The sequence below is a fragment of the Pseudomonas alcaligenes genome (assembly GCF_014490745.1).
Taxonomy (GTDB): domain Bacteria; phylum Pseudomonadota; class Gammaproteobacteria; order Pseudomonadales; family Pseudomonadaceae; genus Aquipseudomonas; species Aquipseudomonas alcaligenes_C.
Window position 1 is genome coordinate 3,388,102 of the sequence record NZ_LZEU01000001.1, and the last position, 13,550, is coordinate 3,401,651.

The 13,550-nt window shown below is 67.3% G+C and carries 14 protein-coding genes; 7 read left to right on the plus strand and 7 right to left on the minus strand.

The features are described 5' to 3' along the window. Window positions 1-30 precede the first annotated feature (30 nt). Together A9179_RS15380 and A9179_RS15385 are read left to right on the plus strand one after the other, a co-directional pair. Window positions 31-990: an alpha/beta hydrolase gene (locus tag A9179_RS15380; protein ID WP_187807094.1), complete on the plus strand. Its 960-nt coding sequence runs from the start codon at window positions 31-33 to the stop codon at window positions 988-990. Then, on the plus strand, window positions 987-1,457 hold the full coding sequence (locus A9179_RS15385; RefSeq protein ID WP_187807095.1) for a MaoC family dehydratase: 471 nt from the start codon (window positions 987-989) through the stop codon (window positions 1,455-1,457). Before A9179_RS15380 ends, A9179_RS15385 begins: the two co-directional genes overlap by 4 nt. Window positions 1,458-1,576: 119 nt before the next feature. Here A9179_RS15385 and A9179_RS15390 read toward each other — a convergent pair whose 3' ends face one another. Genes A9179_RS15390 through A9179_RS15400 form a run of 3 tightly spaced genes read right to left on the minus strand, consistent with a single transcriptional unit; the run spans window position 1,577 to window position 4,661 of the window. Beyond that, window positions 1,577-2,467, minus strand: a complete 891-nt coding sequence (locus A9179_RS15390; protein WP_187807096.1) for an efflux RND transporter periplasmic adaptor subunit — start codon at window positions 2,465-2,467, stop codon at window positions 1,577-1,579. Between the two features lie 15 nt (window positions 2,468-2,482). Continuing rightward, window positions 2,483-2,686: a DUF1656 domain-containing protein gene (locus A9179_RS15395; RefSeq protein ID WP_187807097.1), complete on the minus strand. Its 204-nt coding sequence runs from the start codon at window positions 2,684-2,686 to the stop codon at window positions 2,483-2,485. Then, window positions 2,673-4,661 (minus strand): FUSC family protein, encoded by a 1,989-nt coding sequence (locus tag A9179_RS15400; protein WP_316851837.1) that lies wholly within the window; start codon window positions 4,659-4,661, stop codon window positions 2,673-2,675. Before A9179_RS15400 ends, A9179_RS15395 begins: the two co-directional genes overlap by 14 nt. A gap of 156 nt (window positions 4,662-4,817) precedes the next feature. Between A9179_RS15400 and A9179_RS15405 the strand changes: the two genes are divergently transcribed. Genes A9179_RS15405 through A9179_RS15420 form a run of 4 tightly spaced genes read left to right on the plus strand, consistent with a single transcriptional unit; the run spans window position 4,818 to window position 8,441 of the window. Further along, entirely contained in the window at window positions 4,818-5,471 is a 654-nt protein-coding gene (locus A9179_RS15405; RefSeq protein WP_187807098.1) for a TetR/AcrR family transcriptional regulator, read from the plus strand. Window positions 5,472-5,474: 3 nt separating this feature from the next. Next, complete coding sequence (locus tag A9179_RS15410) at window positions 5,475-6,434, plus strand: HlyD family secretion protein (RefSeq protein ID WP_187807099.1); 960 nt, start codon at window positions 5,475-5,477, stop codon at window positions 6,432-6,434. After that, a complete protein-coding gene (locus A9179_RS15415) occupies window positions 6,427-7,365 on the plus strand; it encodes an ABC transporter ATP-binding protein (RefSeq protein ID WP_223123225.1) in 939 nt (312 codons plus the stop codon). The genes A9179_RS15410 and A9179_RS15415 overlap by 8 nt, the downstream gene beginning before the upstream one ends. Further along, complete coding sequence (locus tag A9179_RS15420; protein ID WP_187807100.1) at window positions 7,362-8,441, plus strand: ABC transporter permease; 1,080 nt, start codon at window positions 7,362-7,364, stop codon at window positions 8,439-8,441. The genes A9179_RS15415 and A9179_RS15420 overlap by 4 nt, the downstream gene beginning before the upstream one ends. Before the next feature lie 702 nt (window positions 8,442-9,143). Here A9179_RS15420 and ccoM read toward each other — a convergent pair. From ccoM to A9179_RS15435, 4 genes are all read right to left on the minus strand, one after another. After that, window positions 9,144-9,266 (minus strand): cytochrome c oxidase subunit CcoM, encoded by a 123-nt coding sequence (gene ccoM / locus A9179_RS23020; RefSeq protein ID WP_262410603.1) that lies wholly within the window; start codon window positions 9,264-9,266, stop codon window positions 9,144-9,146. Between the two features lie 100 nt (window positions 9,267-9,366). Then, entirely contained in the window at window positions 9,367-9,528 is a 162-nt protein-coding gene (locus A9179_RS15425) for a hypothetical protein (RefSeq protein ID WP_187807101.1), read from the minus strand. Next, on the minus strand, window positions 9,525-10,127 hold the full coding sequence (locus A9179_RS15430) for an alpha-ketoglutarate-dependent dioxygenase AlkB family protein (protein ID WP_187807102.1): 603 nt from the start codon (window positions 10,125-10,127) through the stop codon (window positions 9,525-9,527). The genes A9179_RS15425 and A9179_RS15430 overlap by 4 nt, the downstream gene beginning before the upstream one ends. Before the next feature lie 41 nt (window positions 10,128-10,168). Beyond that, on the minus strand, window positions 10,169-10,465 hold the full coding sequence (locus A9179_RS15435; protein WP_187807103.1) for an aspartate-semialdehyde dehydrogenase: 297 nt from the start codon (window positions 10,463-10,465) through the stop codon (window positions 10,169-10,171). 165 nt (window positions 10,466-10,630) lie between these two features. Between A9179_RS15435 and rapA the strand changes: the two genes are divergently transcribed. Continuing rightward, window positions 10,631-13,492 carry an RNA polymerase-associated protein RapA gene (rapA, locus tag A9179_RS15440; RefSeq protein ID WP_187807104.1) on the plus strand — a complete coding sequence of 954 codons (2,862 nt, stop codon included), beginning with the start codon at window positions 10,631-10,633 and terminating at the stop codon, window positions 13,490-13,492. The last annotated feature ends 58 nt before the right edge of the window (window positions 13,493-13,550 follow it).

Here is a 13,550-nt window from a genome sequence, read left to right on the forward strand (position 1 = left end):
AATGCGCCATCCACCGGACAAGGAACTTCCATGCAGCACACTGCGTACTGGCTCGCCGCCGGCGATGGTGCCCAGCTCTACCTCAACCGCTGGCAGGTCACCGGCACCCCGCGTGGCGTGCTGATGATCGCCCACGGCATGGCCGAGCACAGCGCGCGCTACGCCCGCCTGGCCGCCGCCATGGTCGCCCAGGGCTTCGAGGTCTACGCCCTGGATCAGCGCGGCCACGGCCGCAGTGCCGAACAGGGCACCCTCGGCCTGTACGCCGAGCAGAACGGCTGGCACAAGGTGGTCGAGGATCTGGCCACGCTCAACCACCATATCCGCCAGCAGCACCCGCAGGCGCCGATCTTCCTGCTCGGCCACAGCATGGGCAGCTACATCGGCATGGCCTACCTGATGCGCCACAGCTGCAGCCTGCAGGGCGCCATCCTGTCCGGCTCCAACTACCAGCCACTGGCGCTGTACAAGGCCGCCGCCCTGATCGCCCGCTTCGAGCGCTGGCGCCTCGGCCCGCAGGGTCGCAGCAAGCTGATCGACCAGCTGTCGTTCGGCTCGTTCAACAAGGCCTTCAAGCCCAATCGCACCGCCTTCGACTGGCTCAGCCGCGATCCGGCCGAGGTCGATCTGTACGTCAACGACCCGCTGTGCGGCTTCATCTGCACCACCCAGCTGTGGTGCGACCTGATGCACGGCTTCCAGCAGATCACCCCGCTGCAGAACCTGGCGCAGATCGACAACGACCTGCCGCTGCTGGTGATCGGCGGCGACCGTGACCCGGTCAGCCAGGGCAAGCGTCTTGCTGATCTGGCCAGTGCCCTGCGCAGCGCCGGCAGCCAGGACGTACAACTGAAGATTTATCCCGAGGCCCGCCACGAGCTGCTCAACGAGAGCAACCGCGACGAAGTCACCCAGCATCTGCTCGACTGGCTGGAACGGGCCATCGCCCGCAGCCGTCACTGCCCCACGCCCACCCAGGAGCCCGCATGACCCAGGTAACCAACATCCCCTACGACGCCCTTGAAGTCGGCCAGCAGGCCAGCTTCGACAAGACCGTCGAGGAGCGCGACATCCAGCTGTTCGCCGCCGTATCCGGCGACAACAACCCGGTACACCTGGACGCCGCCTTCGCCGCCGAGACGATGTTCAAGGAGCGCATCGCCCACGGCATGTTCAGCGGCGCCCTGATCAGCGCGGCCATCGCCTGCCGTCTGCCCGGCCCGGGCACCATCTACCTCGGCCAGAGCCTCAAGTTCACCCGCCCGGTGAAGCTCGGCGACACCCTGACGGTGAAGCTGGAAGTGCTGGAAAAGCTGCCGAAAGGTCGCGTGCGCCTGGCCACCCGGGTGTTCAACCAGAACGCCGAGCAGGTGGTCGATGGCGAAGCCGAAGTGCTGGCCCCACGCGCCGAGCAGACGGTGACCATGCCGGCCATGCCGCAGGTCAGCGTGGGCTAAGCTCGCCACCCCATAAAAAAGCCCCGCCGGTGTCATGCCAGCGGGGCTTTTTTATGGACGCTCTTCGTGACCGCTTGTCTCTGCTGCACACGGCGCACGCTATCCGGGCACCTCGAACATCAGGGCACCGGCGCGGCCGCCGACTGCTCTGCAGACGATGCCTGCACCGTCACGCTGGCAGTCATCCCCGCACTGAGCGGCAGATCCTGCGGCAGCTCCTCGAGCTGGATACGTACCGGAATGCGCTGGGCCAGGCGCACCCAGTTGAAGGTCGGCTCGACCGTGGCCAGCAGTTGGCTGTCCTGCACCGCGTTGCGGTCGGTGATGCCGCGACTGATGCTCTCCACCCGCCCCTTGAGCGGCTCGCCGCCGCCCATCAGCAACACCTGGGCCGGCGCACCGAGGTGCACCTGGGCCAGCTTGGTTTCCTCGAAATAGGCCTGCACATAGAAGGAACCGTCGACCACCAGGGCCATCACCGCCTGCCCGGCCTGCACATAGTTGCCCTGGGCCAGGTGCAGGTTGGTGATCTGTCCGTCGCGCGGCGCCCGCACCTCGCTGCGCGCCAGGTTGAGCTCGGCTTCCTTCACTTCGGCCAGGGCCTGCTGGTACTCGCTACGGGCGATCTCGGCGGTGATCTGCGCGTTCTCGCGCAGCTCCGCGCTGATCGCCTGCGGCCCCAGCTGCACGCGGCGGCTAGCCTCGTGCTCGCGCAGACGCAGCTGCTGGTGGCGCGTTTCAGCCAGGGCCTGAGCCTTGACCAGGGCGGTCTGGTAGCGCTCGCGGTCGATGCTCAAGAGCAGATCGCCAGCCTTGACCTGCTGGTTGTCGCGCACCTTGAGCTCGACCACCCAGCCGGACACGTCCGGAGCGACTATCACCACGTCGGCGCGCACCCGCGCATCGCGCGTCCAGGGCGACAGCATGTAGTAATTCCACAGCCAGTAGCCGGCGGCGATGGCCAGTGCCACCAGGGCCAGAGTTATCAACTTGCGTACTGCAGCTTGCATAGCGGTTTTCCTTGATCAGCCGGCGGCCAGAGCGACCAGCGCCGCCAGCACACAGATATAGAGGGCCACGTCGAACAGCGCCTCATGCCAGATCCAGCGCGCCACGCCGACCCGCTGCAGACCCAGGCGCAGCACCCCGGTCAGCAGCAGCGCCACCAGCGCATAGATCAACAACGGGCTGAGCAGCACACCGCCCCAGGCCCACTCACGCAACGCCATAAGTCTCTCCCTGTCGTGCACACCATTGCCGCCAGCTGCCCTGCAACTGCAGCAGCGCCGCCTCGGCCAGGCGTAATTCGGTGGAAGGCGGCTGCGCCTGCAGGGCCTGTTGCAGCTGCGCCACCGGTTCGCCCAGGCACTCGCCCAGGCCCACCGCCGGGCCGGCACGCAGCACCTGCTGCAACTGTAGCCAGAAGCCGCGCTCGACCTCGCCCAGCGGCACCTGCGCCACGGCCAGGCAGGCGCGCAGGTGCAGCAGCTCATCGCCCAGGTCGAGACTGGCCACGCCATCGTCCCAGCGGCTGCGGGTTTCGCTGGGCAGCACCGGGTAATGCCGAGCCAGCTGCAGCAGGCGGTCGGCGATGCGCCCGCCGAACCAGTTGTCGGCCCCGGCCAGCGTGCGCGTGGTCAACGCGGCCAGATCGTCGAGAGTCGCGCGCAGCAAGCGGCGCCCGTGCCAGACGGGGTTCTGCAGGGTGATCAGACGGAACGCCAACACTGCGCAGCCAACCCCGATCAGCATGGCGATGGCCTGGTTAAGAAAGGAGGCGACGTCGTAGACCATGTCGTTCTGCGGTGCGCAGAGCACGATGAAATGCAGGCAGAAGGAGGTCGCGGTGCCGGCCATCGCCGGCCGGGCCATACCCAGCACACCGAACAGCAGCGGCACGCCCAGAGCCATGCAGAGCAAGGGGAAGCCACTCCACTGCGGTAGCAGCAGCTGGCCGACCACGAAGGCCACCGGCAGGGCATAGAAGATCCCGCGCAGGAAAGACATGCCGATCAGGTCGGCATTCTCGCGGCTGGCGAACAGACTGCACACCACCGCCGCCAGCAGCAGCGCACCACTGGCGGCCGGCCAGGCGGTGAGCAGCCAGAACGTCGACAAGCCGAGAAACGCCAACGCGCTACGCAGACCGTAGACGGCGGCTGTCTGCAGATCGCGATGCCAGGACAGCGCCGGTGGCGCATCGGCCGGCGCCTCGCCGCGCTGCACCGCCTGCAGCGCCTGGCGAGCGAACAGGAACTGGCGCAGCAGTACCGCCAGGCGGGCCAGACAGAATTGCTGGGCCGGGCTCAGCGCCTCGTCCTGGGCGGCCAGCTGCAGGCGCTCGCGCAACTGCTGGATGGCCTCATCCTGCGGCTCGTCCAGCTGCGCCTGTACCGCCGCCAGCCAGGGCGCGACGCCTTGCGCCTCCGCCACTTCCAGCTGGCGCCACTGGCGTGCCACGCCCCGCGCCAGACGCAGCAGGCCGAGCAGGTCGCGGGTCAGCACGCGCAGGGCGCGGCCACGCTGGCGGCCGCGTTCACCCTCGAACCAGGCATGCTCGCGCTGGGCGTCCACAGCGACAATGCGCCCCAGCACCTCCAGCAGGCCCTGGCGCGAGTGTGGCTCGTTGCCCAGCGCCCGGCGCACCGCCTGCATGCCGGCCTGCCAGGTCTGGCTGGCCTGCTCGGTCATCTGCCGTTCAACCCGCTGCGGCCAGAGCAGTGCGCTGGTGGCGGTGGCGCAGAGGATGCCCAGGCAGATCTCCGTGCAGCGCGCCACCGCCTGGTCGAACACCAGCAGCGGCTTGCCGATAAGCGGCAGGCAGATGATCGCCACCGTGTAGCCGGCCAGCACGAAGGTGTAGGACCAGGCGCTGCGCAACAGGGTCGAGGCCGCCGTGCACAAGCCCAGCCACAGCCCCATCGCCAGCAGGAACAGCCAGGGCGCCTGGGCGAACAGGGCCATGAACAGCACCGCCATGCTGGTCCCGACCAGGGTACCGAGCAGACGCGCCAGGCCCTTCTGCACCACCATACCGGACAGCGGCTGGGCAACGATGAACGCCGTCATCAGCGCCCACTGCGGCTGTTCCAGACCGAAGCGGAAAGCGCACCACAGAGCCAGTGCACCGCCCAGCAGGGTCTTGCAGGCGAACTGCAGGGCCATGCGGCTGGGGCTGAGGAATACCGACAAGGAATCGCGCACGACAACTACCTGAGGGACTGTCCTTGAAAAATAGCGGGTTATGGGAAAGGCGAAATACAAAGTACAGCTAATTATTAGCTGGCTAACATTTTTCGTCCAGCAGCCGCTCGTCGAGCAGCCCTTGCACTAATTAATCGATCATTTAATTAATATCCAATGAGCACTCGCCAGCCCCCGCAGAAAACGCCCCGCGCCCCAGGCCGCCCGCAACGCGACGGCCTGGCGCTGCGCGAGCGCCTACTCGACATCGCCACCGATCTGTTCGCCCACCAGGGCATCCGCGCCACCAGCCTGCGCGACATTGCCGAGCGCGGCGAGGTGACCCCGGCGCTGCTCAACTACTACTTCGGCAGCAAGCAGAAGCTGGTCGAGGCGATGGTCGAGGAACGCTTCCTGCCGCTGATCCAGCGCGCCTCGGAGGGGCTGCAGCAGGCTGGCGACGATCCGCAGGCGCTGGTCGCCGTGTTCATCCGCGACCTCAGCCGCACGGTGGCCGAGCACCCCTGGGTTTCCCAGCTGTGGGTGCGCGAGATCCTCTGTGAAGGTGGCCTGCTGCGCGAACGCCTGATGACGCGCGTGGCACCCATGGTGCCACTGCTGCTGGCCCAGCGCTTCGCCGCCGCCCAGGCCCGCGGCGCCCTCAACCCGGCGCTCGACCCGCGCCTGCTGGTGGTTTCGCTGATGGGCCTGAGCATCCTTCCCTACGCCGCCGCGCCGCTCTGGCGTGGCATCTTCGCCAACCCACAGATCGGCGACGACGCGCTGATCGAACACACCCTGGCCCTGCTGCGCCAGGGCATGGAGCCCTGAATAATGTCGCGCCTGTCGTTGTTCGCCCTGCCCCTGCTGCTCGCGGCCCTCGGCGGTTGCCAGGGTAGCGCCGAGGAACTGCTCGGCAGCCTGGAGTGGGATCGGGTCGCGCTGCCCGCCGAAGCCTCGGAAACCATCCTCAGCTGGCAGGTGGCCGAAGGCGACCAGGTCGAGGCCGGCCAGTTGCTGCTGGAGCTCGACCCGCGCCGCCAGGATGCCCGCCTGGCCCAGGCCGAAGCCGAAGTGGCGCAGAACGCCGCGCGCCTGGCCGAGCTGAGCAACGGCGCGCGCACGGAAACCATCGACGCCGCCCGCGCCACCCTGGCGCGCAACCGCGCCGAGCAGCTCGACAGCGAGCGCAACTTCCAGCGCATCGCCGCCCTCTACCAGCGCAAGCAGGTGGCCATCGCCGAACTGGATCGCTCGCGCGCTGCCCGCGACCAGGCCAGCGCCGCCACGCGCAATGCCGAGGCGCAGCTGCGCGAACTGACCAACGGCACCCGACCCGAGCAGCTGGAACAGGCCGCCGCCGCCCTCGACGCCGCCCGCGGCAACCTGGCCCAGCTGCGTGTCGGCCGCGAACACCTGAGCCTGCGCGCACCGCGGGCCGGACGCGTGGACGCCCTGCCCTTCAAGGTCGGCGACCAGCCGCCGGTGGGCGCCGAGCTGGTCAGCCTGCTGGTCGGCGATGCGCCCTATGCGCGAGTGTTCATCCCGGCCCGCGTGCGCGCCGAAGTGAAGATCGGCGACCCCATGCGCGTGTTCGTCGAAGGCATCGAGCAACCCTTCGCGGCCCGCGTGCGCAGCATCCGCAGCGAGGCCAGCTTCACCCCCTACTACGCCCTGACCGGCGACGACGCCAGCCGCCTGGTGTACCGCGCTGAGCTGGTGCTCGACGGCGCTGCGGCGCGCCAGCTGCCGGCCGGCCTGCCGCTGCATGCCGAACGGGTGCGCGATGAATGACAGCGAACTGGTCATCCGCGCCCGCGGCCTGAGCAAACGCTTCGGCGACCTGACTGCGGTCGACCACCTCGACCTCAGCGTGCCGCGCGCCGAGGTGTTCGGCTTCCTCGGCCCCAACGGCTGCGGCAAGTCCACCACCATCCGCATGCTCTGCGGCCTGCTGCAGCCCAGCGCCGGCGAGGTCGAGGTGCTCGGCTGCCAGATCCCGCGCGATGCCGAGGAGCTCAAGCGGCGCATCGGCTACATGACCCAGAAGTTCTCCCTCTACGAAGACCTCAGCGTGCAGGAGAACCTCGAATTCCTCGCCGCCGTGCAGGGCATCAGCCGCCGCGAAACCCGCCAGCGCATCGAGGAACTGCTGGAGCGCTACTGGCTCGGCGACCGCCGCCGGCAGATGGCCGGCACCTTGAGCGGCGGACAGAAGCAACGCCTGGCTCTGGCCGGCGCGGTGCTGCACAAGCCCGACCTGCTGTTGCTCGACGAGCCGACCAGCGCGGTCGACCCACAGTCGCGCCGCGAGTTCTGGGATTCGCTGTTCGAGCTGGCCGATGCCGGCACCACCCTGCTGGTGTCCACCCACTACATGGACGAGGCCGAGCGCTGCACGCGCCTGGGCATCCTCGACGCCGGCCGCCTGGTGGCCGACGGCACCCCGCGCGAACTGATGGACGCCCTGCCCGGCCACCCGCTGCTGCTGCACTGCGCCCAGCCGCGCCAGGCCCAGCTGGCCTTGCACGGCCACCCCGAAGTGCTGGCCATGGCGCAGATCGGCGCCAGCCTGCGGGTGCTCGGCAGCCGCGCCGAATCACGCGCCATCATCGAGGCCCTGTTGCACCAGCGCGGTATCGCCGTCGAGCTGGAAGAGACGCCGGCCAACCTGGAAGACGTGTTCGTCAGCGTCACCCGCCAGCCCCTGCAGGCCACCCCATGAATTTGCGCCGCCTGCTCGCCATCGTGATCAAGGAACTGCGCCAGCTGCGCCGCGACAAGCTGACCTTCGTCATGATCGCCGGCGTGCCGCTGCTACAACTGGTGCTGTTCGGCTACGCCATCAACACCGATATCCGCGGCATGGACGCGGCCGTGCTGGATCAGGCCAACACCGCCAACTCGCGCGAGGCGATCGCCGAGATCGCCTCCAGCCAGGTGCTCGACCTGCGCTACCACCTCGACACCCCGCAGGAGGTCGAACGCCTGCTGCGCGAAGGCAAGATCAGCGCTGCCCTGGTGGTGCCGAGCGATTACGAGGCACGCCTGCAGCGCCATGACCGCACGCCGCTGCAGCTGGTGGTGGACGGCTCCGACCAGAGCGTGCAGGCCTCGGCGCGCCAACTGGCCGCCTACCCGCTGCCCGGCTGGCAGAATGAACAGGGCGTGGAAGTGGTCAACTTCTACAACCCGGAACGCCTGGCACCGCTGAACACGGTACCCGGGCTGATCGGGGTGATAGTGACCATGACCATGGTGCTGTTCACCGCAGTGGCCCTGGTGCGCGAGCGCGAGCACGGCAACCTGGAGATGCTGATCGCCACGCCGGTATCGCCCTGGGAGCTGACCATCGGCAAGGTGCTGCCCTTCGTCGGCATCGGCCTGGTGCAGGTGACGGTGATCCTGGTGGTCGGCTACTGGCTGTTCGGCGTGCCGGTACGCGGCTCGCTGCTGGAGCTGTACGGCGCCTCGCTGCTGTTCATCCTCGCCAGCCTGGCGCTGGGGGTGTTCATCTCGACCCTCACCGCCACCCAGTTCCAGGCCATGCAGATCGCCTTCTTCACCTTTCTGCCGCAGATCCTGCTGTCGGGCTTCATGTTCCCCTTCGCCGGTATGCCCAAGGTGGCGCAGTGGTTCGCCGAGCTGATGCCGCTCACCCACTACCTGCGCCTGGCGCGCGGCATCATGCTGCGTGAGGCGGGGTTGCTCGACTTGTGGCAGGAGATGCTGGTGCTGCTGGTGTTTGCCATTGTGCTGCTGGCGCTGGCGGTGACGCGGGTCAGCAAGCGGCTGGACTGAGGTATGCGGTGCGCTCGGGCTTCAAGCTGATTACCGAGTGCTTCTGGGCTTTTGGTTTCGCCCTCCCGGGCGAGTCACTTTCTCTTTGCTCGCGCGAAAGAGAAAGTAACCAAAGAGAAAGCGCGCCCGACATCCGGGTTTCGCTGCGCGAAACTTCCCTCCCTCCGGTGCCGCTCCGGGGGCCGGCGTACAAGGGCCATCTCTGGCCCTTTACGCCTCTCGCCGCATCCATGCGGCTCACTCCCCTACACGACACCTACGCTCGGCCTCCTGACGGGAATTGAGCTCCGCGTTGCCAGAAGCTCCTGCTCTTTCTTGTGCCCAATCAACGATCTGTCAGACAGCGCCAATTCCCCTTCAGCAGGGTGAACGGAATCGTCGTGGAAGGGGTTGAGCGGCATGGATGCCGCGAGAGCCGCGATGGGCCAGGGATGGCCCTTCGCGGCGGGCCCCTGGAACGGCGATGTAGTGAACGAACCCGGAGCGAAGCGAAGGGCCGGATGCAGGGGTGGCCTTCTTTTTGGTTACTTTTTCTTGGCCAGACAAGAAAAAGTGACTCGCCCAGGAGGGCGAAACAGAAAGTATCGAAGCACTCGGCAAGCAGCCATGCCTCGAATAACCAACTTCAAACAAATCAGCCCAGCATAAAAAACGGGCGACCGAAGTCGCCCGAAATGCCTTGCGTGCACGATTGCGGAAGGATCAGTCAGCTTTGACCTTGACCCGATGGGCATCCTTCCAGATGAACAGACCAACGCCGCCGAAGAAGGCGAACATCAGAGCGACTGTGCCGATGCCGGCGAGAACCACAGTATCGATGAACATGGCGGGCCTCCTGCGCGGAGCCTGTTGGAGATGGCTTCAAGGTACGCGCAGGACGGCAGCGGGATATTGACCAGGGTCAATGGATGCGGGGATGCGCCAATCAGCGCTTTTTCGGCTTGCCCTTGGCCTTCTTCTTGGCCTTGGTCAGCGGCAATGCCTGCTCGAACGCCTGGCGCATCTCGTCGAGTTTCTTGTCGTGCAGGTCGTGGATGCGCTTGCCGCGCTCGGCGCTGAAGTCGATCAGCTTGTCGTCGTTGCTCATGACTGCGTCCGGATCAGGCGAAAAGTGAGGTTGAGGCGCGGCGCTACCGGCTTGGCGGTTTTCGCCACCTGATGCTGCCAATGATGCTGGGTTGCGCCGCGCATGACCAGTAGCGCGCCATGGCCCAGCTCCAGGGAGTGTTCGATACGGCTCTGGCCCTTGCGTCGCAGGTCAAAGCGGCGCGTGCCGCCAAGGTTGAGCGAGGCGATCAGCGGGTTGTGCCCCAGTTCCGGCTCGTCATCACTGTGCCAGCCCATCGAGTCGTTGCCGTCGCGATAGTAGTTGAGCAGCACGCCGTTGAGCGGCTGGCCCACGGCCTCCTGCACCCGGGCGCGGATCTGCGCCAGCAGCGGTGTCCAGGGCAATGGCTGGTGGTTCAGGCCGGAGTAGCGATAACTGGCCTCGGCATCGCCGTACCAGGCCAGCAGGCGCGGCACCGGGTAGTGCTTGCCGTGCAGAAACACCTGCGGCTGCTGCCAGGGCGTTTCGGCCTGCAGTCGGGCCAGCCACTGGTCGGCACAGTCGGCGCTCAGCCAGTGCGGATACCAGTCCAGCTCGGCATCGGACAGTTGCAGGAGGGGGCTATCGAAGAGTTCCACGGTATTCGGCCAGCAGGGACGACCAGCAGATTGTCCGCCGATCAGACCTCTACATCCACCCACAGGCCCTGCCGCGGCAACTCCTCCAGAGCTTTTTCGTCCTGTTCGGCCACCTCGCCCTCGGCCATTTCCTCGGCGGTATAGCCGCGGCGCTGGCGCCGGCGCTGCTCCTCGCGCAGCAGCATCTCGGTTTCCTGCGGATGGCGGCGATCCAGTTCCACCGCGCTTTCCTTGGCGCTCTCGCTAGCCGGGGTGACAGGGGCGATATCCGGGCGTGGCTTGGGCACGTCCTGCTGGGCGGTGACCGGCGGCAAACTCTGGGGAATAGGCGGCAGCATCGGTTTTCTCCCTGGATAAAACGGCTGTCGGCCGGACGGCCACCAACTTGAACCAGCGCTCGCTACACTTTTGACTCGGGGCGGGGCGATTGATTCAGCGCGGACGTCGCTCTGGACGCGGTGTTCCGCTACCATACGCGGCTTTTTTCGCAGGTAGGGCTTTTCATGGCAAGTAGTGGCACTGTGCAGCAATATCAACCGGGGCAACGCTGGATCAGCGACAGCGAGGCGGAACTCGGTCTGGGCACCATCCTCACCTCCGATGGCCGCCTGCTCACCGTGCTCTACCCGGCTACCGGCGAGACCCGCCAGTACGCCCTGCGCAATGCGCCGCTGACCCGGGTGCGCTTCGCCCCGGGCGACGAGATCACCCATTTCGAAGGCTGGAAAATGACCGTACAGGAAGTCGAGGACGTCGACGGCCTGCTGGTCTACCACGGTTTCGATGCCCAGCACGCGCCCTACAGCCTGCCGGAAACCCAGCTGTCCAACTTCATCCAGTTCCGCCTGGCCAGCGACCGCCTGTTCGCCGGGCAGATCGACCCGCTGGGCTGGTTCGCCCTGCGCTACCACAGCCTCGACCACCAGAGCCGCCTGCTGCAGTCCGACCTGTGGGGCCTGGGTGGCACCCGCGCGCAACCGATCGCCCACCAGCTGCACATCGCCCGCGAAGTCGCCGACCGCATCGCCCCGCGCGTGCTGCTGGCCGACGAAGTGGGCCTGGGCAAGACCATCGAAGCCGGCCTGGTGATCCACCGCCAGCTGCTCTGCGGCCGCGCCAGCCGGGTGCTGATCCTGGTACCGGAAAACCTCCAGCACCAGTGGCTGGTGGAAATGCGCCGGCGCTTCAACCTGCAGGTGGCGCTGTTCGATGCCGAGCGCTTCGCCGAGAGCGATGCCGACAACCCGTTCGAGGACACCCAGCTGGCGCTGGTTTCCCTGGAATGGCTGAAGGACAGCGAGAAGGCGCAGAACGCCGCCTTCGCCGCCGGCTGGGATCTGCTGGTGGTCGACGAAGCCCACCACCTGGTCTGGCACCCGGAAAAGGCCAGCGACGAATACCGCCTGGTCGAGCAACTAGCCGAGGTCATCCCCGGCGTGCTGCTGCTCACCGCCACCCCGGAACAGCTCGGCCTGGACAGCCACTTCGCCCGTCTGCGCCTGCTCGACCCCAACCGCTTCCACGACCTCGCCGCCTTCCGCGCCGAGAGCGCCAACTACAAGCCGATCGCCGAAGCGGTGCAGGAACTGCTCGACCAGGGCAGCCTGTCGGACAAGGCCCACGCCACTATCGCCGGCTTCCTCGGCAGCGAAGGCGAAAACCTGCTGGCAGCCATTCGCGACGGTGACAGCGCCGCCGCGCCGCGCCTGGTGCGCGAGCTGCTCGACCGCCACGGCACCGGCCGCCTGCTGTTCCGCAACACCCGCGCCGCCGTGCAGGGTTTCCCCGAGCGCCAGCTGCACCCCTACCCGCTGGCCAACCCAGTGGAATACATGGAGCTGCCGCTGGGCGAGCATGCCGACCTGTACCCGGAAGTCAGCTACCAGGCCCAGCTCGACGACGGCGAAGAGCAGCGCTGGTGGAAGTTCGATCCGCGCGTCGACTGGCTGATCGACACCCTGAAGATGCTCAAGAAGTTCAAGGTGCTGGTGATCTGCGCCCACGCCGAGACCGCCATGGATCTGGAAGACGCCCTGCGCGTGCGCTCCGGCATCCCGGCCACGGTGTTCCACGAGGGCATGAGCATCCTCGAGCGCGACCGCGCCGCCGCCTACTTCGCCGACGAGGAGTTCGGCGCCCAGGTGCTGATCTGCTCCGAGATCGGCTCCGAAGGTCGCAACTTCCAGTTCAGCCACCACCTGGTGCTGTTCGACCTGCCGGCCCACCCGGATCTGCTCGAGCAGCGCATCGGCCGTCTCGACCGCATCGGCCAGAAGCACACCATCCAGCTGCACGTGCCGTACCTGGAGGGCAGCCCGCAGGAACGCCTGTTCCAGTGGTACCACCAGGCGCTGAATGCCTTCCTCGCCACCTGCCCCACCGGCAACGCCCTGCAGCACCAGTTCGGCCCGCGCCTGCTGCCGCTGTTGGAAGAAGGCGACGACGATGCCTGGCAGAACCTGCTGGACGAAGCCAAAGCCGAGCGCGAGCGCCTCGAAGGCGAGCTGCACAGCGGCCGTGACCGCCTGCTGGAGCTCAATTCGGGCGGTGCCGGCGAAGGCCAGCGGCTGGTCGAGGAAATCCACGAACAGGACGACCAGTACGCCCTGCCGATCTACATGGAAGAACTGTTCGACGCCTTCGGCATCGACAGCGAGGATCACTCGGAAAACGCCCTGGTGCTGCGCCCCAGCGAGAAGATGCTGGACGCCAGCTTCCCGCTCGGCGACGACGAAGGCGTGACCGTCACCTACGACCGCAACCAGGCGCTGTCGCGCGAGGACATGCAGTTCCTCACCTGGGAACACCCCATGGTGCAGGGCGGCATGGATCTGGTGCTGTCCGGCTCGATGGGCAACACCGCCGTGGCGCTGATCAAGAACAAGGCACTCAAGCCCGGCACCGTGCTGCTCGAACTGCTCTACGTCAGCGAAGTGGTGGCGCCGCGCTCGCTGCAGCTTGGCCGCTTCCTGCCGCCGGTCGCCCTGCGCAGCCTGCTCGATGGCAATGGCAACGACCTGGCCAGCAAAGTGGCGTTCGAGACCCTCAACGACCAGTTGGAAAGCGTGCCGCGCGCCAGCGCCAACAAGTTCGTGCAGGCCCAGCGCGACGTACTGGCCAAGCAGATCAACGCCGCCGAGGCGAAGGTCGCACCGCGCCATGCCGAACGGGTGGAAGAAGCCCGCCGGCGCTTCCAGGCCAGCCTGGAAGAGGAAATCGCCCGCCTCACCGCCCTGCAGGCAGTCAACCCGAGCGTGCGCAGCAGCGAGATCAGCGCCCTGCGCAAGCAGCTCGACAGCGGCCTGGCCTTCTTCGACAAGGCGGCCCTGCGCCTGGAGGCGATCCGCGTGCTGGTGGCCGGCTGACCGTGTAGGGCGGGTGCAACCCGCGTTGACCTGGACGCGGCTTTCACCCGCCCTACAG

What these genes read in the sequence shown, in the direction of transcription:
- A9179_RS15380 (WP_187807094.1), top strand. Translation starts at nt 31, where the DNA reads ATGCAGCACACTGCGTACTGGCTCGCCGCCGGCGATGGTGCCCAGCTC.
- A9179_RS15385 (WP_187807095.1), top strand. Translation starts at nt 987, where the DNA reads ATGACCCAGGTAACCAACATCCCCTACGACGCCCTTGAAGTCGGCCAG.
- A9179_RS15390 (WP_187807096.1), bottom strand. Translation starts at nt 2,467, where the DNA reads ATGCAAGCTGCAGTACGCAAGTTGATAACTCTGGCCCTGGTGGCACTG.
- A9179_RS15395 (WP_187807097.1), bottom strand. Translation starts at nt 2,686, where the DNA reads ATGGCGTTGCGTGAGTGGGCCTGGGGCGGTGTGCTGCTCAGCCCGTTG.
- A9179_RS15405 (WP_187807098.1), top strand. Translation starts at nt 4,818, where the DNA reads ATGAGCACTCGCCAGCCCCCGCAGAAAACGCCCCGCGCCCCAGGCCGC.
- A9179_RS15410 (WP_187807099.1), top strand. Translation starts at nt 5,475, where the DNA reads ATGTCGCGCCTGTCGTTGTTCGCCCTGCCCCTGCTGCTCGCGGCCCTC.
- A9179_RS15415 (WP_223123225.1), top strand. Translation starts at nt 6,427, where the DNA reads ATGAATGACAGCGAACTGGTCATCCGCGCCCGCGGCCTGAGCAAACGC.
- A9179_RS15420 (WP_187807100.1), top strand. Translation starts at nt 7,362, where the DNA reads ATGAATTTGCGCCGCCTGCTCGCCATCGTGATCAAGGAACTGCGCCAG.
- ccoM (WP_262410603.1), bottom strand. Translation starts at nt 9,266, where the DNA reads ATGTTCATCGATACTGTGGTTCTCGCCGGCATCGGCACAGTCGCTCTG.
- A9179_RS15425 (WP_187807101.1), bottom strand. Translation starts at nt 9,528, where the DNA reads ATGAGCAACGACGACAAGCTGATCGACTTCAGCGCCGAGCGCGGCAAG.
- A9179_RS15435 (WP_187807103.1), bottom strand. Translation starts at nt 10,465, where the DNA reads ATGCTGCCGCCTATTCCCCAGAGTTTGCCGCCGGTCACCGCCCAGCAG.
- rapA (WP_187807104.1), top strand. Translation starts at nt 10,631, where the DNA reads ATGGCAAGTAGTGGCACTGTGCAGCAATATCAACCGGGGCAACGCTGG.